We start from the raw sequence: 18,308 nt of genomic DNA on the forward strand, positions 1-18,308 counted from the left end.
ATTCCTTTTATGGACGTATTATAATAGATAGCGGGGCGGCTGATAAATACTTATTGAGTCTTAATATTGATACTTTGCTGGCATCAATCTAGGCGTTATGAAAGCTTCTCTTTGCTTTTTGAAGCTTCTGGTAGCTTTCAACAAACTTGATGTGCTTATCAATACCCTCTAAAGAAGTATTCGTCGGTTGTAGACCAAAGAATTTAATTTCACCGGATACGCTCTTAGTCACTGCTTCCATCACCTTCTCGCCATACATGCGAGTAAGATTTGGCAGGTAGTCAGCAAGTTCTAGTTCCTCGTTGATTTCGATATCTAAGACAACATTCAAGGCCTGATAAAACTTCTTTCTGTCAGGGAGACTATTACTGAAGGTCGTTAGGTTCTCTACCAGGTCTTTTGCTTCTTCAAACTTCTTGAGACTTACATAACTTAGGGCCTTGAGCTCCCCAATTGTCAGTTGTCCCCAGATTGAGTTCTCATCAAAGGCAATTCCAATAAGTTCTGGGATGGTCGTATAGTTATCGATTTCAGACTCTTCAAGCTTCTTAACCAGATTCTTGAGGGCCTTATTATCCAGAGAGTGAAGGTTTAAAATATCTTCACGGAAGTCCAGGGCCTTATTGTGGTTGTCCCAAATAAGCTCTTCTGACGAATAAATCTCAGAGTAGCCAGGAACCAGAATACGTGTGGCCTTTCCACCTAGCTCTTCGTAATCCGCAATATAAACTTCCTTCTCCATCTCTTTCAAGATGCCCATCAGGTAGTTGAATTCTTGCTCCGTAGTTCCAGAAAAGTTCCAATCCGCAAATTCATAATCTGATTTCTCACTGAAAAACTTCCAGGAGATCACACCGGTTGAATCGATGAAATGATCAACTATATTATTCGACTCTCTTACAGCAAATTCATTGAATGTCGGTGGAATCAGGTCATTCATTCCTTCAAAGCTTCTGCCCTGAAGTAGTTCAGTGAGCGTTCGCTCAAGCGCCACTTCAAAATTTGGATGTGCACCAAACGAAGCAAAGACGCCTCCGTTTCTTGGGTTCATCAAAGTTACATTCATCACCGGGAAACGACCACCTAAGGAAGCGTCCTTCACCAGAACCGGGAAGCCCTGTTCTTCTAATTTCTGAATACCTTCGATAATTTTTGGATAACGGGCGAGGACTTCTTTCGGGACGTCCGGAAGACACAACTCATTTGAAATAATTTCGTTTTTCACCGCACGTTCAAAAATCTCAGATAGTGCCTGAACACGGGCCTCATGAACTGTATTGCCTGCACTCATACCATTACTGACATAAAGATTCGCAATTAGGTTTACCGGAACGTAAACGGTCTTTTTATCTGACTGACGAACAAATGGAATGGCACATACACCACGCTCTTTATTGCCAGAATTTGTATCATAGAGATGGGACAGCTTAAGTTCTCCATCATTGCCATAGGCACGAAGGAAGTTTTCATCCATCAGATCTTTAGGAATAGAATCTTTAGGCCCGGCCTTGAACCATTTTTCATTTGGATAGTGTACGAAATCGCCTTCAGCAATTTCTTTTCCTAGAAAATAATCACTGTAGAAATAGTTGGTACTAATTCGCTCTAAATATTCGCCGAGAGCAGAACAAAGAGCGGCGTTCTTAGTGGCACCCTTACCGTTGGTAAAGCACATTGGAGAATCAGCATCACGGATATGCACAGACCAAACGTGAGGAACCGGATTTCTCCAGGAAGCGATTTCAATCTTGATCCCAAGACTTTCTAATAGCCCAGTGAGCTTTACGATTGTGTCTTCAAGAGAAGAATCCTTTCCGATGATCATTGTTTTGGTTTCAGTTAAACCAACATGCTCTAAAACGAGATTTGAATCTTTACCCAAAACATCCTTTGGGTTGATCTTAAAGCCAGGATTATTTTGAATCACGCGCTTTACAGTACATCTGTCCATCGCCTTCAAAATACCTTCACGATCATGATCAGAAATGCTGGCCGGAAGTTCAATTTCGATATTGAAGATTTGGTTATAACGGTTTTCTGGATCAACGATATTGTTCTGAGAGACTTTGATATCGTCTGTCGGTATATCGCGAGCGACACAATAGACTTTTACAAAGTAGGCCGCGCACAGGGCCGAAGAGGCCAAAAAGTAGTCGAAGGGACTAGGGGCCGTGCCATCGCCTTTGTACCGAATAGGTTGATCTGAGATGACTTTGAAGTCATCAAAACTTGCCTCAAGTCTGAGGTTTTCTAAGAATCTTACGTTTACTTGCATAGGCTCCACAAATACCATTTTCGAGATGGTGTTTACAGTAAAAGGCCCTTCAATCTGGTAATTTTTACGCGTCTAAGTGGTCTATTTTCCTCCCAAATCAGGAATGATTCCAGTTTTACTTCGAATTTGACCTCAATTTATTAAATTCTGACTTCAAGACGTCTCGAAACCAAGACTTCAATGGGTCTTTGTGCGTGAGAGCGTGCCACACCATTCGGAACTCAATCGTGGGTGCTTCGATCGGTACTTTTTGAATCTTAATGGGAAAATACTCCTGGTACTTCTTTAAAAGTAGAGTCGGTGCGGTCAGGACAAGATCAGAACTTGAGAGCGTCCATGCCATACTGGTAAAGCTATAGGAGCCATACTGAAAATTTCTCTGTTTTTGTCCTTTTACTTTTAAGACTTCTTTGAAGTCACCTTGAAGAGTAATTAAAGCGTGATCACACTCATAGAACTGAGCTGCATTCAGTTCGCCTTTTATCTTTGGATGATTCTTCCTATAAGCAGTTGAGAAAGAATCCTCAAAAACCTTTGTCATATAGAATCCTTCAGGAAGATCTTTATAAAAGCCAGCTATCGCCAGGTCATACATGCCACTCTCAAGTTCGCTCTTAGGAAACGACCCTCCCGTGGGGCGAATTGAGATTTGAACATGAGGGGCCTCTTTTTTAAGTCGCTGGAGGAGATGAGGGATAAGTATCACTTCAGTATAATCAGTTGTAGCAATCGTGATTCGACCTTGCGATGTTTTCGGATCAAACTTTTCGGTACTCTGGGAGAGCTTTCTCGCCTCTTCCGTCAGTCTCTCAATAGAAACTTGCAGTCCCTTTGCGACTTCCGTCATTGCCATGCCCTTTGAAACTCTAACGAACAAAGGATCGTTAAAATGATCTCTTAGTCTTGAAAGAGCGTGGCTCACGGCCGACTGGCTCATGGAAAGTTCTTTGGCGGTTTTGGAAACATTCAAGGTTTTATAAAGGCTTTCAGCAATAAAAAGAAGGTTAAGATCGAGTTGTGTCTTCATTATATGAATATAACCGATAGCTATTATGAAAGCTATGAAATGTATATCTATCAGCCCTTGTGCCATAATCATCTCATCAAGGGAGGACCTATGAAATTATTCGTACTATTAACGGCCATTCTTACTCTCGGGACTGCATGTAGCAGTCAAAAAGGGGAACATAATATGAAGAAGACAGCACTAATTGTGGTTTCAAGCCATGAGAATTTGGGAAGCACTGGAAAAAAAACAGGTTGGTATTTATCCGAGGTAACTCATATCTACTATCCCCTTTCGAAAGCTGGATTTGATATTGAATTCGCAAGTCCAAAAGGCGGAGCTGCACCAATGGATGAAAGCAGCCGAGACTTAAAAGACCCTGAGAATAAACAGTTCTTAGAAGACAGGGCCTTAATGGAAAAGATGAAGACAACTCTTGCCTTAAGCGAAGTTGATCCGAAGAAGTATCAAGTCATTCACTTTGCCGGTGGCCATGGCGCCATGTGGGATTTTGCAGAGAATAGAGATATTAATCGTGTTGCGTCCCAAATTTATGAGCAAGGTGGGATTGTATCGGCCGTTTGTCACGGACCAGCTGCCTTAGTTAATATTAAACTTTCAAACGGAGATTATCTCATAAAAGGAAAAGATGTGAATTCCTTCACAGACTCTGAAGAAGCAGCGGTAGGAAATACGAAGGTCGTTCCTTTCCTTTTAGAGACAACTTTGAAATCTCGTGGAGCAAAATTCCATGCGGGAAAAGACTGGGAAGATAAAGTTGTAGTTTCCGAAAGATTGATTACTGGTCAGAATCCTCAATCCGGTCACAGCGTTGGTAAAAAAATTGTAGAGATGTCACAAGCTCAATAATTGGTATTCCTATTGCAAGATTTCCTCCGTTTTAAATTCAATTAGGAGGAAATCTATGTGGTTAAAATTTTTTCTTATCTTAGTTGTCTCTCATTCAGCTTTTGCGTCTCAGGAGTTCTGGGGCAAAAAGGTTCATGTCGGGGAAGGTTACGCCAGAACATTTGCCTCACTAGATAAAGATGGAGGGCTTAAGGAAATGGGAATTATTATTTCCCATAGAGCATTAGAAGGTCTGGGCCATCATGATAAGTCTTATGAACTTCCACTTCCTTCTAAAATCTCCATTCCACCTTACAAGTTGGTCACCCTAGATTGGAATCCTCATGGACACGAGCCAGAAAACGTCTACACTCTGCCACATTTTGATATGCACTTCTATTTCATAACCAAAGCGCAGCGAGATCAAATTAGCTGCACGGGTACTGATGCGGCGGTTTGCACTAAGGAAATTCCTGAGAAGTATCTTGTAAGCAACTATGCACCGACTCCGGCCGGAGTACCCAAAATGGGATGGCATTGGGTAGATTTGCTCTCTGGTGAATTTAATGGAGAAAAATTTACGAAGACCTATATCTATGGGTATTACGACTCTGAACCTATCTTCCTGGAACCGATGGTTACTTGGGAATACCTTGCTTCAAAGGTAAATGCTTCTCAAAGTTTACGCTTACCAAAAAGCTTCCCACAATCAGGCCACTACCCTAAAAAGTTTAAGATCTCATATGATGACCACAAGAAGCTGCATAAGATCGTACTTAAGCATTTTAAGCATTACTAGGACCAGCTACTTGGATCGAGTTGAAAGTAATCCTTATATAATTCATAGATCCCCGGATGATTCTTCTGAAGAATCCGGGGTCTTGTGAAAAAATACTCAGTCACCACAGCAAAGAATTCTGCCTCATTAGTTGCCCCATACGAATCAATGTCAGAACCCTTATGGGCCATCACTCGCTTTCGAAGGTTAATGAATTCCTTCCCCATGACCTGTGCCCATTTATCATAATTCCCGTTTCGACCTAATGTGGGAGTTCCATCAAAACTTCCATCTTGCTGATCTAATTGGTGAGAGAACTCGTGAAAGATGACACTGGAACCTTGAGCAATTGAGTTCCAGGAAAGAATGATAGGTCCTCTCTTCCATGCCTCTCCTAAGCGAGCAGTATGAGTTGGTAAGCCTGTGGCCGCATTTACGGGATTGTCCTTCGGAATAAAAACATCTTCCATAAGATAAATATTCTTAAGACCAGGATAAACATCGCCATCAATATTCGTAATCATCAGACATGCTTCGGCGGCGACCAGAAGTTTCATCTCATCGGTTATGACAAGATCACCGACAGCATTGAAGATCTTGTTTTGCAGAAAGTATAAAATCTTAGTTTTGAAACGCTTCTTCTCTTCATCATTGAGGAATTTATAGGGAGCAAATTTCTGAAGCATTTTCTCATATTGATCAGGGAAAGGTTCTTTCGCCAACTTCTTAAGTTGCTGTTGGACAAAATTTTTCCTGACGTATTTAACGATAAGATAAACTATGAGTGGCGTACCAAAGAGAAGTAGAAATTTAATAAATAGATCCATGGGCCTATCTTAAGAAATATTGGTTGGAATAACTAAAGTGATTTTAATACAAACTATCCGTGAACAAAATCATCATTTGGTTATTCGCATTAACTTTATTAACTAGCTGCTCACTCTTCACTCGAAAAGGTAGTTGGGGTAAAAATGCTCTCTGGCCCATTAAAGGTTCACGCGTCACAGATGCCATCAAAAAGAATGCCGCCTCCGCTCACGTCTGGGTTCCTTTGATAGGAGCAGGAATCACCTACTGGGGAGATTACGATAAAAAGATTTCCGATTGGGCCTATAACGAAAATATTTTCTTTGATAGCCATGATGACTCGGATGCTTGGAGTGATAACTTAAACAGCTATCTTATTATTGAAATGTTCACGTTACCTCTTTTAACTCCTTCATTGGAAGAAGGAGGTAAATTCAAAGATTGGGCGTGGAATAAAACGAAAGGCTACGTTGTTCTTGGCATTGCCACCCGAGTACCAGACTATGCACATGATCAATTGGCAGTATCTTTTAAACGTCAAAGACCAAATAAAGAAGACTATCGCAGCTTTCCATCAGGTCACGCGACGAAGGCGGGAACTTCGAGTATGATGACCTCAAAGCATCTTGATGCCATTCCGATGGATAATAATCTCCGCTTCGGTTTAAAGACCGTAAACACGATGGCCGCAGCGGGAGTTATGTACGCGCGGGTTGAAAACAAGGCGCATTATCCAAGTGATGTTTTAGTGGGCTATTCTCTCGGTGCATTTCTCAGTGGAGTCTTTTATGACTCACTTATAAATTACGATCCTGAACATCCAGAAACTTTTGCCATCATCCCAACTAAGAATCAAACTTCCTTTCAATACACCTACGGTTTTTGAAACAACCCGCCTTTTAAACAATCGTATAAGATGACATAACTGGCGTCATGTCGGTTTCTGATTTATCCATTAAAAAACCGGTCTTTGCCTGGATGCTCATGGCGGCCCTTCTTATATTTGGAGGTATTTCCTATTCGCGTATGGGAATCAGCCAACTGCCAGATGTGGATTTTCCAGTAGTAACAATCACGGTGACCTGGCAAGGCGCCTCTCCTGATATTATGGAAACGGCCGTGGCGGATATCATCGAAGATGCGGTCATGAGCATTGATGGTATTCAGCTAGTGACTTCAAACTCGCAGCAAGGCCGAACTCAGATCATTATTCAATTCCAACTTGAACAAGACATTGATGCGGCTCTTCTGCTTGTTCAGACTAAACTATCTCAAGCGCAGAAAAATTTACCTCAAACCATTGATCCACCTATTATTACTAAAACCAATCCTAATGATCAGCCCATCATGTGGACCGCTCTCTATGATCCTCGGGGAGGAAAGCTAAGATCGCTTTCAGTCTTTGTGCGAGATCACTTAAAAGACAACATCACAACGATTGAAGGTGTGGGAGATGTAAACCTTGGTGGTTATCTTGAGCCGCAGATGAGGGTGTGGCTTGATCCCAATAAGATGGCCGATCGCCAGATCACAGCTCAAGACGTCATTGATGCCATCAATAGTGAACACCAACTTACTCCTACGGGTTATCAAGACAACGGCAGCCAGGAAACATATGTGCGTGTCTATCCGGAATTTCGAAATGCCAAGGAATGTGGCGAACTCTTCATTCCAACCCGTGGCGGAAATCCTAACTTCCTACGCACTAAAATCAGCGATATCGGTTATTGCGAAGAGGCCACCGACGAAGTCAGAAGAATCTCACGTTTCAACGGTATTGAACCGACGGTGGGTCTTGGAATTATTAAGCAGCACGGAACCAATGCTGTGGCGATTGGTGACGCCATCAAAGAAAAGATCAAAGAATTACGAGATATTCTTCCCAATGGTCTGAAACTCGATATTGTGACAGACACCACTGTCTTCATCAAAGACTCCGTTCATGAGTTATTGACCACTCTTACTCTTGCGGTCATTCTTACTTCGATTGTTTGTTATTTATTTCTAGGAACTTTTAGTTCTGCCTTCAATGTGATTCTCGCCATTCCTGTGTCTTTGGTAGGTTCATTCATTGTTTTAAACGCTATGGGATTTACCTTAAACAGCTTCACTCTTATGGGTCTTTCACTTTCTATTGGAATTGTGGTGGATGACGCCATCATGGTGCTCGAAAATATTTCTCGTCACTTTGAGGAAGGAAAAAACCGGGTTTATGCTTCGTTAGTTGGAGCAAAAGAGATTACCGGTGCCGCCACTGCTGCCTCCGTGGCGATCCTTGCGATCTTTGTTCCGGTTGTCTTCATGGAAGGTATCGTTGGTAAATTCTTTTTTCAATTTGGTGTGACGCTTTCAGTGGCCGTGATGATTTCCCTTCTGGAGGCCTTAACACTTGCGCCAATGAGAACATCTCAGTTCCTCCAAAAAGGCGAAGGTAACCGCCTTACAAAGGCAGTAAGCCGAGGCATGGACTGGTTAGTGATAAAATACAAAAAGGCCCTCGCTGTATGCCTCAATTATCGAATGATCATTCTCGCAACGACCTTGGCTATTTTTCTGGGATCTCTCTTTATTGCAAAATTTCTTCGAAAAGAGTTTCTCCCTCCACAAGATCAAAGTCGTTTTCTCGTGACTCTTTATACCAAGATGGGATCATCTTTAAACTTCACCGATGATGTGTTTAAACAAACCGAGAAGTTTTATAAATCACGACCAGAAATTGAAAAGTATTACGTGGCAGTGGGGGGATTTGGTGGTGGTTTGGTTAACCAAGGGATCACTTTCGTGACAATGAAAGACCCGAGTGACCGGCCGACTGCCTCGCCCTTTAAGAAGCGTCCGACTCAGCAGCAGTTTATGGAATTCATGAGAAATGAAATTCAAAAAATTCCCGGCGTAGAAAGGGTCTCGCTGTTGGATCTATCTTTAACGGGATTTAGTGCTCAACGAGGTTATCCCATTGAGTTCGTTCTCCAGGGCCCAGACTGGGAAAAACTCGCAAAGCTGTCTCTTGATATGAGAAAGAAGCTTAAAGAATCAGGTCTTATGTCGGACGTAGATAGTGATTACAATCCTAATATGCCTGTGACTGAGATTTATCCCGATCGAGAAAAGGCAATATCCAGAGGAGTTTCCGTTTCAACTATTGCGAATACCATTACTTCAACCGTTGGTGGACAAAAACTCCTTCCAAACAAATATACCGATGCCTCAGGTCACCGTGATGATATTCAAGTGAAGCTTCATCCAGAGCACAATATCGGGCCCAAAGATTTAAACAAAATTTTTGTTCGTAACGTGACCGGTGAAGTCGTGCCTCTCATAGATCTTATCAAAGTGAAACCTGATACGACCCTTCTCACGATCACAAGATACAATCGCGAGCGTGGTATTAGTATTTTTGGTAACTTTAAAGAAGGAAAATCTCAATCAGAAGTCATTGAGTATATTGAGGACCTCGGTAAAAAAATGTTACCGAAAGGTTATCACTTGGAAGTTTCGGGGAACTCGAAGGCCTTCGGAGAATCATTTAATAGCCTTCTTTTTGCTCTCGTTTTAGGAATCGCCGTTGCCTACATGGTACTTGGAGCTCAGTTCAATAGCCTCATTCATCCGGTGGTAATTCTTTTAGCACTACCCTTTAGTATCACCGGTGCTCTGATCGCCATGTTCGTAACTGATATTTCACTTAACATTTATAGTTTGATTGGGGTTTTACTCCTCATGGGTATTGTGAAGAAGAACTCTATTCTCCTGGTGGAATTTACCAATCATAAACGTACCGAAGGAATGGATGTCAAAGAGGCCCTCCTTGAGGCATGTCCCATGAGACTACGTCCTATTCTCATGACTTCAATTGCCACAATTGCAGGTGCAATTCCTTCAGCATTTGCAGTTGGTGCTGGCGCAGAGGTCATGCGCCCTATGTCTGTTTCAGTAATTGGGGGAATTTTATTGTCGACGTTTCTTACTCTATTCGTCGTACCCTGTGCCTATAGCCTCTTTGCAAAACTCGAAAACAAAAAACATGCCGAGGAATTGAAAGAGGCCCTAGAAGAATTAGAAAAAGAAGTTATTCAAGCCAGGCCATCGCCTCAATCTTATGACCATCCAGATCTCTCAGGAAGCAGCCATAATACTGTTCGCCATAATGAGGGCGAGGACCTGGGGCACCGTCATCAGTAGCACCCAATTCAACTGCCGCTTTATAAAAAGCATGAACTTGTTCTTTTGAAGAAGCGAAGAAAGCGAAATGAGTTCCATTTCCAACTTTGGCCTCTTTTCCATCATGTGGTTTTTGAACCCAGAACTCTGGAAATTGTTTTCCATAAGCAATGGCACCGTATTGGCTTAAATCGTGAACGCGTTTGGCTCCGATTGTAGCAAGAACTTTGTCATAGAAGGCAATCGCCTTCTCAAAGTTATTTGTACCGATTGAAATGTGAGACATGATACTTGGATTTTCCACAACAACCTCTATCTGTTAGTGAGTTTATGTTTGAGTTCAGAAAGATGTTTAATTTCATAAGTAGGAGTGACCGTAACTGATGAAATTTTTTGATGTGGATTGAACCAGCAACTATCAATTCCAAAGTTACGGGCGCCTTGAATGTCGGCCTCTTCTCTATCTCCAACAATAATTGAAGATAGCTTATTGAAGTTTGTTACTTTCTTGGCCGTATATTCAAAAAATCGAACGTCTGGCTTAGCGAAGCCACACTCATCCGATACGCTGATGAAACTGATGTAGGGTGCGATTAGGGAATTCTTAATTCTTTGATGCTGCACGGTCTGAATTCCGTTAGTGATGATTCCAATTTCACCATGACCTTTGAGCCATTCACAGATTTCAACGGCATGATCCATGAGAACCACAGTTTCAGGCAGCGTCTCTAGATATCTTTCACTTGCCTTGTTTGGATCAACTCCAAGTCCATTGGCCTCAAAGATTTTACGAAAGCGTTCAACTTTCAAATGTTCTTTCGTGACCTTTGCCTCTTCAAAGAGTTTCCAAAGACCGGTGTTAACAACTTGATATTGTGAGAACAGGTTCTCGAGGTCAGATTGAATGCCTAAACTCTTTAAAGCGAGAAAGAAGGAAAGCCTTTCGGAGGCCTTAAAATCTAACAAAGTATCATCAAGATCAAAGAGGAAAAGATTGTATTTCATGGGCCTATTTATATCAGTATTGACCCCGTTAGACAAAGCCTCTAATCCTGACTAAAATTCAATCTATGATCATTTCCTCTCTTGCCCTTCTATCTGGTTGTCTTCTGGCATTGATGGTCTTCTTCAATGGCCAATTGGCGAAATTTATCCGGCCATTACCAGCAAGTTTGATGATCCACTTAGTTGGTCTTTGTATGGCCATTGTTTTGGTATTCATTTGGAGAACACCAAAATTCAATTTCAGGGAAACTCCTAAATGGGCGTATGCCGCCGGGGCCTTCGGAGGGATTGCCGTCGCTCTATTTGGATACTCAGTTAATACAAGTATTGGAGTATCAGGAACAATTGGTTTATCTGTCTTAGGACAAGTCCTGTATAGCTGGATCAATGATTCCTTTGGATTATTTGGTGCCCCAAAAAGGAAACTAACAGGATTAGATTTCCTTCAGGCATTTCTCATTCTTCTTGGCGTAGGAGTGATGATTTATGGATAACCTACTTCCTATTATTATCGCACTTCTTGGTGGTGCAGCTCTTGGAATGAATCGCGCCTTTCTGGGAAAATTAGGAGCAACTCTTGGAGCTCCCGCCGCCTCCGTGATCAATCATATCGGTGGTGCGATCTTCATTTTTATTGTTCTTGTAGCGACTGGAAGTGCTTTTGATTTTAATCAACTAATAAGCGCACCAAGCTACGCTTACATTGGCGGTCTAGTAGGTGCGCTCTTCGTGGCACTTGTAAGCTGGCTCATTCCAAAGGCCGGTGTGATGAGAACAACTATCCTTATCATCAGCGGACAAATTCTTTTGAGTACAATCATTGATTTCTTTAATGATAAGGTTCGCTCCATCGTCATGGCGGGCATTGGTTTAACGCTCATTCTCTGTGGTGTAATCATTGGAGAATACAGAAAAATGAAGAACAGCAAGTCTTAAATGCATATCTGACCGGCAAAACAATCACTTTTCATCAACTCCATTTTTGTAAATATTTGTGAAAACAAAAACGGAGAAAAATGATGAAGACAATCCTACTACTTTCCCTGCTACTTGCTACTTCTCACTCTATTGCAGATACTTTCAAATTAAAAAAAGCTTTCAGCACATACCCGGTTAAAGATCCTGAACTGACTCAGATTTGGGAAGATTGTATCAACCAAGCGCCAGAAGTTACCTTTGCTTCTGGTTATGCCTACCTTTCTAACTTTAAAACTAAATGTACTCAATTGGGTCTGGATAATGTTCCTTTTAAGCAAAGCGGAGATCGCTACTTTCTGGAACTTCCTCAAGGTTCAAACCCATTCGAAAAACTAAAAAACGCAAAAGTGACTTTCTATGCATTCTACAGAACAACCATTGCTAATCTTCGCCTTGATTCTCATAGCACATTTGTCCCTGCCCTTACTCTGGACATTCGTCTTGCGACTACCCAGGACGGAGTTCCATATGACTATTTCATCTCACAGAGAGCTGGAGTTATGGGTTGGGAGAAAATCCAACAGTCACTTATCTCAACTCAGACAAGAACTGAATTTTGCCGTCCTAATATCGAATGTACGATTACAATTAAAATTTACGAGCAGACCTGGAAAGATAACCGCACCGGTCAAATCACGAAGCTAATAGTTTCAGAGTCTTAGCTATATGCAAAAGTTGCATATCCATCCAGCAAAAACTGACTTTTAATTTACAACGATTGCATGGGAGTGATATTTCATTCCCATGCAATATCAAATTGACCCACAAGACTGTCTCATCCTTTACGCTATCCATGAGGCCGGCTCCATCAAAAGTGCCGGGCATATTCTCAAAAAAGATCCTTCTGTTATTTTGAAAAGAGTTCAAAAGATTTCCCGTGAAACTGCTCTCATCGAGAAAATGAATGGCTCTTGGACTTTAACAGAGAAAGGCAAGAAGATGGCCCTTTGGGCCAAGGAAATGCAGCTTAGTCAAAAGGCCGTTTTGGAATCGCCCACGACACTTCGCCTTGGTGGAACCATGTTCTTCATTGAACGAGTGATTGCCCCTTATCTTGCGAGCTCACCTTTCAAAGAAATGGCCCAGAAAAACCATTTGGAAATCCTATGTCCTTCCGAAGGACTTGAGGCCTCGCTTCTCCGAGGAACACTTGATCTGGCCTTTGCCTGCGGACGACCTAATGATCCTCAAATCGGATTCAAAAAAGTTTGTGACGAACGTTGGAGCATCGTATGTACTCCTAAACTTGCTAAGAAAGCAGATGAAAGACTCGATCAACTTCTTGATCTCCCATTTCTTCGTCACAAATCATTGGTTCCAGAAGAGATGCTAAAAATCGATCGCCATAAAATTAAGACTCTACTTGTCTTTGATACTGTTGCGGGACTTCGTTCAAGTGCCATCAATGGTCTTGGCTGGACTCTTCTTCCAAGAGCGGCCGTAGCAGATGAACTTCAAAAAGGACAATTAGTTGATTTGTCTTCCTCTCTTCAAATTAGTCTTAAAAATGATTTTTTAGGGATTTGGTGGTTAAAAGAAAACAAATCGGTCAAAGAGCACATCGCACCTCTCATGAATTGGCTCAGTGATTCAGACTTGATCTAAGAATTTTGGTGATCCAGGTCATTTTTTTTAAGTTACCTCTAAATGACGGCCCAAGACTCACCATATAACTCCTGAACTTAAGAATATTTTTAATCAACATTCATTCGTGACAAGTGCTACCTGTCTTGCCCAGAAAGGTAGGTCAAGTCTATGAACTCACTTAAGCATATTATGAAGTTGGATTTACGTTCCCTTGCCCTGGTTCGTGTGACACTCGGGATACTCACATTCTTCGATCTTCTAAGAAGAATTCCTGAGATCGGGGCGTTCTTTTCAGATGGAGGAATTCTTCCTCGTTCTGTGTTGATTGAAAATTTGGAATACAACTACCGGATGAGTTTACTGAACCTCAATGGCTCATACTCCTTCGCACTCATGCTTGCGATAGTGGGACTTATTGCTTCGGTGATGTTCACCATCGGGTGGAGAACGAGAATCGCCAACTTCTTTGTCTGGATCGTTATTATTTCTTTTCAGGCCCGTTTTCCCGAGGCCGCCACCACAGGCGGAGACATGTTGATCAGAATTTTTCTTTTCTGGTCTTTCTTCCTTCCTATGAATGCCTATTATTCTGTCGATCGTGCTGTGACTGAAACAAAACATGAAGGCAAAGAATACTTCAGCATCTTTACCTCGGCGTGGATTGTTCAAGTGACACTACTCTACATCATGACTTTCTTTTATAAGTGGGCGCCGGTTTATCACACAGAATTCAATGCTGTGTATTTCATTCTCAATCTGGATTTCATGACTACCGACTTTGGTAAATGGTTAAGTCATTTCCCTCTTACAATGAAGGCCCTCTCGATTGCATCATGGGGTCTTGAGGGACTGGGACCACTCCTCCTCTTCATTCCGTATAAAAGAGACCTATTCCGTGGAGGCGCTGTCTTTGCGTTCCTCTCATTCCATATTGGTATTGGATCGACTCTCCACTTAGGTAACTTCGTGCCAATCTGCCTCATTATTTGGCTAGCAATAATGCCAACTGCGTGGTGGGATTACATTGAAGCAAAACTTAAAGCTTCGAGTGAATCGATTAAGATTCTTTACTTGGACTCTGAAAATACTTTTGCCCGAAAACTTGCTTTGGTCTTTAAAGAACTATTCTTTCTTAAAAGATTAACCATCGTTCCTGCAACTGCGGATCGTAAAGCTGAGCGTCTCATCAAAGCGAATGAACCATTTGTGGTTGAAGCTGGTGGCGAATATCAAACGGGCTTTAAGGCCCTGGAAAGCGCCTTAAAGGCCTCAAGTCTTCCTTTCATTCGTGCCATTGGAAAACTTCCTCTGGCAAAACTCGATGAAACTCCTGTCGCACCGGAAGAAAGTTTCGGGGCACAGCTCGTTGAAGCGAGGGAAAAAGGAGAACTCTCTCTTGCTTCCGCCGCTAAGAGTCCGGATGAAATCCCGGCACCACGTGAGAAAAACCGAAATCTAGAGTCTTTTTTGAGACACATTGGCATAGATAAGATCAGGTATAAAATTACGTATGTCGAAAAGGTCTTCGGAACTTTTATTCTAGCACTTGTTACTCTTTGGAACGTCGAAGGTCTGGTTCAGCCGAAGTCCTGGTATATCGGATCTCCTTTCGACGAAATCATGTTTACCTTCCAACTTAACCAAGGCTGGGCGATGTTTGCCCCGCACCCTCAACGTAGTGATGGTTGGTTTGTCATGGACGGAAATCTTTTAAGCGGAAAAAAATGGGACGCTTTGAATAACAAAGAAGTCACATTTGAGACTCCGGAAAACTGGCATGAAACTTATGCCACTGATAACTGGAAGAAGCTTCTCGACAATATTCAGGCCACTCGTGACGAATTTCATCTGCAATGGCTCGGAAAATATTTGTGCCGTTCTTGGAACAATGAGCACTTTGATAATGAACAACTAAAGACCTTTGACCTCTATTTTATGCAGCAGTTTACCAACGGTCCGGATGAACCACCCGCAGAGATCAACAAGATAAGACTGTGGCGTCACGAATGTTTTTAAAACAAAAAAAAAGGGCACCCGAAGGTGCCCATTTTTTTAATCTCTAATTGGATAACAGTAATTTCCACTACGACCATAACCATAATCACAGTCATGATGATCAACTTCTTCTTTGTCGTCATCATGGTCACGGCTTAGACCTTTTACACAGCAAATAATCACCACAACGATGATGATTGCCGCAATCACTTTCCATTTCCCGTGATGAGGACCTTCACCCGCAAAGCTGGTACCTTCGTGGTAGTTCTTATCCATGAATTCCATGGCAAGTTGTGTTGCCTGTTCTTCAGTCACGTCTTGAGTTTTTAGAGCTTCCACCAGACGTTTATAATCGGCCTGGGCCTTACCTTGAAGAATGCTCTTCTCCATTGCTCTTTGAATTTCTTGTGCGGTAACACCGGCCTTCATTAGATCCAAAAGCGTCTTCTCAAGTTTCTTCTGGGCCTCTTCTTTGAAAGCGACATCGCGTTGATCCCACTCAACCGCCATGGCAAAATGAAAGCGGTCAAATGCTTCGGCCACTTGTTGTTCATGCGACGTAAATTGCATCTTGTAATCTTCGAGTACACTTGCTTGTACGCCTTGAGGAATGACTGCAGTCGAGAAAAAAGACAGGGCCAGCATTAGACCCACAGGGAGCTTGAAAATGTTCATTGACCATCCTTTGTTAGTTAAAAAACTCGAACAAAGGAATACCCTTGCCCATCAGGTCAAATCATCATAAGAAATTACGAAGATTAGAGTGAGAACAGCATCAATTCAAGCTACTGTTTAGAGGCCTTGGAATTTGAATTTTTCGATTTATCTGTAGAAGGCCGAACGTCCTTACCTTCAACACGATCAGTGTCTAAAACCTCATTCTTAGGCTCACAGTATTTTTGATCAACTGTGATTTTAAAGATTGCGCCATTGGTCTGGTCGTCAACCTCAAAGCAGTCCGGCTTAACTTTAAACAACATGGACTTCCAGTTATAAGGAGAACCTTGAGTATACTTGGTCACGAATAAATCTATGCCTTTCTGTGAACAAAAATGTTGAGGTACCGGACGCATTGCTCTGTCAGAATCAACTTCTAAGCAAGCCCCTCTCTTTGTAGAAAGATATTCAAACCTGGTTCCAACACATTGCTTGCATTCCTCGGTCAGAACTCTCGGCGTGAAACTAAATTCACCTGGTTTGTCCTTGCATATATAGTGGCACTTTTCACCGTAATAAAGTCGTCTGCCGATTTCCGGGTACTCATAAGAATCATCAAAGGTAATATCTTTGCGTTTTGAGAAACATGTCATACACGATTCTCTTTCCATTCCATAGATATCTTTGCGTTTAATGCCCATTAATGTTCTTTCAACCGGACGACACTCTTCAAAACAGGTGTCACCCACCTTAAGAACATGCTCAAACAAGCGGCCCTTATAGCTTGCTAGTTTATCAGTCCTAATCTGATCTTCTTGATTCATAAGAATCAAATTGGGATGTTCAGGACGCTGATAGAAACAACGCTCTCGTTTCATCTCGCCTTCTGGACCAGTACATTCCACTTCGGCGCAAAACTCTTTTCTCTTTTCTTTCTTAACCACTCTCCAATTGGAGATGAGTTTTTTGTTGGTGAAGGTGTTATCGCAGAATTGGTCAGTGATCTCGCTCTGGCCAAAGGCGATTCCGCTAAAGAGTGATGTGATGATTAGAATAAAATGGATTGTATTTTTCATAGTGCCTCAACATGATCAGTTTATCACGAGCACTCTTCCCCTCACTCCCCGGTAGAATCTTCCCCCACTTAAATCGCCTTCCTTAGGCCAAGCTTGATTTTCCATTACACTCTTCGTTGTAACAGAATTTGAAGATTTCATATGGTATGATCCAACGTTCCAAGAGACGGAAATCAATATGAAAAGCTCAGTTTTAAAACCTGCTTCCCTGAATAAACACCACCATCCAGAACACGGCGACCACCTGGTCCATTTTTTCGAGAAGACCGACTCCTTGATACAGGTTTTATGCAACTATGTAATTCCTGGAATAAATCGTGGAGAAGGAATTATTGTGGTCGCTACGAAGGCCCACCAAAAGGCCTTAACCGAAGGACTAAGTCACCGTTCGGTAGACGTGAATAGAGTGATATCTCGAGGACAATTAGTCATTCTGGACGTGCACGATGTGTTGTCTCTCTTCATGCATAAAGATCGCCCCGATAAAAATAAACTCCACGCTTTAGTGAATCAGCTCCTAATGAGTATGAAGCAAAAATACAGCTCCATCAGAACCTATGGGGAAATGGTGAATGTTTTATCGCTTGAAGGTAATCACGCTGGGGCCTTAGAGGTTGAAAAATTTTGGCATGAGTTTATTGAAAATGAACCCATCTCTCTGTTCTGTGGCTACTCTTCCAATGTCCTTTATGAGACGGATCTCTCCTTTCATGAGGTATGCTCATGCCACTCCCATGTGGTTGTTTCAGATGGAATCTTCAAGGTCCGGTAGATCATAGAGAAAGCCCTTAGGAAATCTTTTCTCAAGCAAGGGCCCAACGGTTTGATCAAATTTAACCAAATACTTTCCTATTAATCGTCGTTGTTCATAAGACACACTATCCTTAGGAATGATCTCGTAGTGTTGATCTCTGGAATGAGTATATGTCTTTTTTATTTTAGCGATGAAGGGTTCAGCATTTTCTAAGGAAACTAACCACTGATCATTTTTACACCAGCGCTCACTGACACCGCTACTTTCTCCACCCTGGCATTTAATAAGGTTAGGAGTTGCCAGAACAAGACCCGAACTTAACAAAAAACAGCAGGCGAATAGGATTTTCATGTCGACCTCCTGAAAAGTGAAACGATCTT

The 18,308-nt window shown here is 42.1% G+C and carries 18 protein-coding genes; 10 read left to right on the forward strand and 8 right to left on the reverse strand.

The genetic code is table 11. The features are described from left to right. Positions 1–88: 88 nt before the first annotated feature. Both SOO65_RS17800 and SOO65_RS17805 read right to left on the reverse strand, forming a co-directional pair. Positions 89–2,275 (reverse strand): OsmC domain/YcaO domain-containing protein, encoded by a 2,187-nt coding sequence (locus tag SOO65_RS17800; RefSeq protein ID WP_321393545.1) that lies wholly within the window; start codon positions 2,273–2,275, stop codon positions 89–91. Between the two features lie 115 nt (positions 2,276–2,390). Beyond that, entirely contained in the window at positions 2,391–3,302 is a 912-nt protein-coding gene (locus SOO65_RS17805) for a LysR family transcriptional regulator (protein ID WP_321393548.1), read from the reverse strand. Positions 3,303–3,392: 90 nt separating this feature from the next. On the opposite strand from SOO65_RS17805, the gene SOO65_RS17810 reads away from it, so the two are divergent. Both SOO65_RS17810 and SOO65_RS17815 read left to right on the forward strand, forming a co-directional pair. Continuing rightward, a complete protein-coding gene (locus tag SOO65_RS17810) occupies positions 3,393–4,151 on the forward strand; it encodes a type 1 glutamine amidotransferase domain-containing protein (RefSeq protein ID WP_321393551.1) in 759 nt (252 codons plus the stop codon). Between the two features lie 55 nt (positions 4,152–4,206). Beyond that, complete coding sequence (locus tag SOO65_RS17815; protein ID WP_321393554.1) at positions 4,207–4,929, forward strand: hypothetical protein; 723 nt, start codon at positions 4,207–4,209, stop codon at positions 4,927–4,929. On the opposite strand, the gene SOO65_RS17820 is transcribed toward SOO65_RS17815, so the two are convergent. Continuing rightward, entirely contained in the window at positions 4,926–5,735 is an 810-nt protein-coding gene (locus tag SOO65_RS17820) for a M90 family metallopeptidase (protein WP_321393557.1), read from the reverse strand. The genes SOO65_RS17815 and SOO65_RS17820 overlap by 4 nt on opposite strands. 59 nt (positions 5,736–5,794) lie before the next feature. Between SOO65_RS17820 and SOO65_RS17825 the strand changes: the two genes are divergently transcribed. After that, on the forward strand, positions 5,795–6,601 hold the full coding sequence (locus SOO65_RS17825; protein ID WP_321393559.1) for a phosphatase PAP2 family protein: 807 nt from the start codon (positions 5,795–5,797) through the stop codon (positions 6,599–6,601). A 47-nt stretch (positions 6,602–6,648) separates the two neighbouring features. After that, positions 6,649–9,897: an efflux RND transporter permease subunit gene (locus tag SOO65_RS17830; RefSeq protein WP_321393562.1), complete on the forward strand. Its 3,249-nt coding sequence runs from the start codon at positions 6,649–6,651 to the stop codon at positions 9,895–9,897. Here the strand turns inward: SOO65_RS17830 and SOO65_RS17835 are convergent. Beyond that, a complete protein-coding gene (locus tag SOO65_RS17835; protein WP_407677023.1) occupies positions 9,785–10,162 on the reverse strand; it encodes a VOC family protein in 378 nt (125 codons plus the stop codon). The two genes, SOO65_RS17830 and SOO65_RS17835, sit on opposite strands and share 113 nt — an antisense overlap. Before the next feature lie 26 nt (positions 10,163–10,188). After that, positions 10,189–10,881 (reverse strand): YjjG family noncanonical pyrimidine nucleotidase, encoded by a 693-nt coding sequence (locus SOO65_RS17840; RefSeq protein ID WP_321393568.1) that lies wholly within the window; start codon positions 10,879–10,881, stop codon positions 10,189–10,191. A gap of 65 nt (positions 10,882–10,946) precedes the next feature. Here SOO65_RS17840 and SOO65_RS17845 point away from each other — a divergent pair, with 65 nt between their 5' ends. From SOO65_RS17845 to SOO65_RS17865, 5 genes are all read left to right on the forward strand, one after another. After that, a complete protein-coding gene (locus SOO65_RS17845) occupies positions 10,947–11,375 on the forward strand; it encodes a DMT family transporter (RefSeq protein ID WP_321393571.1) in 429 nt (142 codons plus the stop codon). After that, entirely contained in the window at positions 11,368–11,817 is a 450-nt protein-coding gene (locus SOO65_RS17850; protein WP_321393573.1) for a DMT family transporter, read from the forward strand. Before SOO65_RS17845 ends, SOO65_RS17850 begins: the two co-directional genes overlap by 8 nt. Positions 11,818–11,897: 80 nt before the next feature. Further along, complete coding sequence (locus SOO65_RS17855; protein ID WP_321393576.1) at positions 11,898–12,521, forward strand: hypothetical protein; 624 nt, start codon at positions 11,898–11,900, stop codon at positions 12,519–12,521. An 82-nt stretch (positions 12,522–12,603) separates the two neighbouring features. Then, a complete protein-coding gene (locus SOO65_RS17860) occupies positions 12,604–13,464 on the forward strand; it encodes a LysR family transcriptional regulator (RefSeq protein WP_321393580.1) in 861 nt (286 codons plus the stop codon). Between the two features lie 150 nt (positions 13,465–13,614). After that, positions 13,615–15,462 carry an HTTM domain-containing protein gene (locus tag SOO65_RS17865; protein ID WP_321393582.1) on the forward strand — a complete coding sequence of 616 codons (1,848 nt, stop codon included), beginning with the start codon at positions 13,615–13,617 and terminating at the stop codon, positions 15,460–15,462. 36 nt (positions 15,463–15,498) lie between these two features. On the opposite strand, the gene SOO65_RS17870 is transcribed toward SOO65_RS17865, so the two are convergent. Beyond that, positions 15,499–16,116, reverse strand: a complete 618-nt coding sequence (locus SOO65_RS17870; protein ID WP_321393585.1) for a hypothetical protein — start codon at positions 16,114–16,116, stop codon at positions 15,499–15,501. 110 nt (positions 16,117–16,226) lie between these two features. Beyond that, a complete protein-coding gene (locus tag SOO65_RS17875; RefSeq protein WP_321393587.1) occupies positions 16,227–17,174 on the reverse strand; it encodes a hypothetical protein in 948 nt (315 codons plus the stop codon). A gap of 178 nt (positions 17,175–17,352) precedes the next feature. Between SOO65_RS17875 and SOO65_RS17880 the strand changes: the two genes are divergently transcribed. Further along, a complete protein-coding gene (locus tag SOO65_RS17880) occupies positions 17,353–17,946 on the forward strand; it encodes an MEDS domain-containing protein (protein ID WP_321393590.1) in 594 nt (197 codons plus the stop codon). On the opposite strand, the gene SOO65_RS17885 is transcribed toward SOO65_RS17880, so the two are convergent. Further along, positions 17,920–18,279 (reverse strand): hypothetical protein, encoded by a 360-nt coding sequence (locus SOO65_RS17885; RefSeq protein WP_321393592.1) that lies wholly within the window; start codon positions 18,277–18,279, stop codon positions 17,920–17,922. The genes SOO65_RS17880 and SOO65_RS17885 overlap by 27 nt on opposite strands. Positions 18,280–18,308: the final 29 nt, after the last annotated feature.

This window comes from Peredibacter starrii (assembly GCF_034259205.1).
Classification (GTDB): Bacteria; Bdellovibrionota; Bacteriovoracia; order Bacteriovoracales; family Bacteriovoracaceae; genus Peredibacter; species Peredibacter starrii.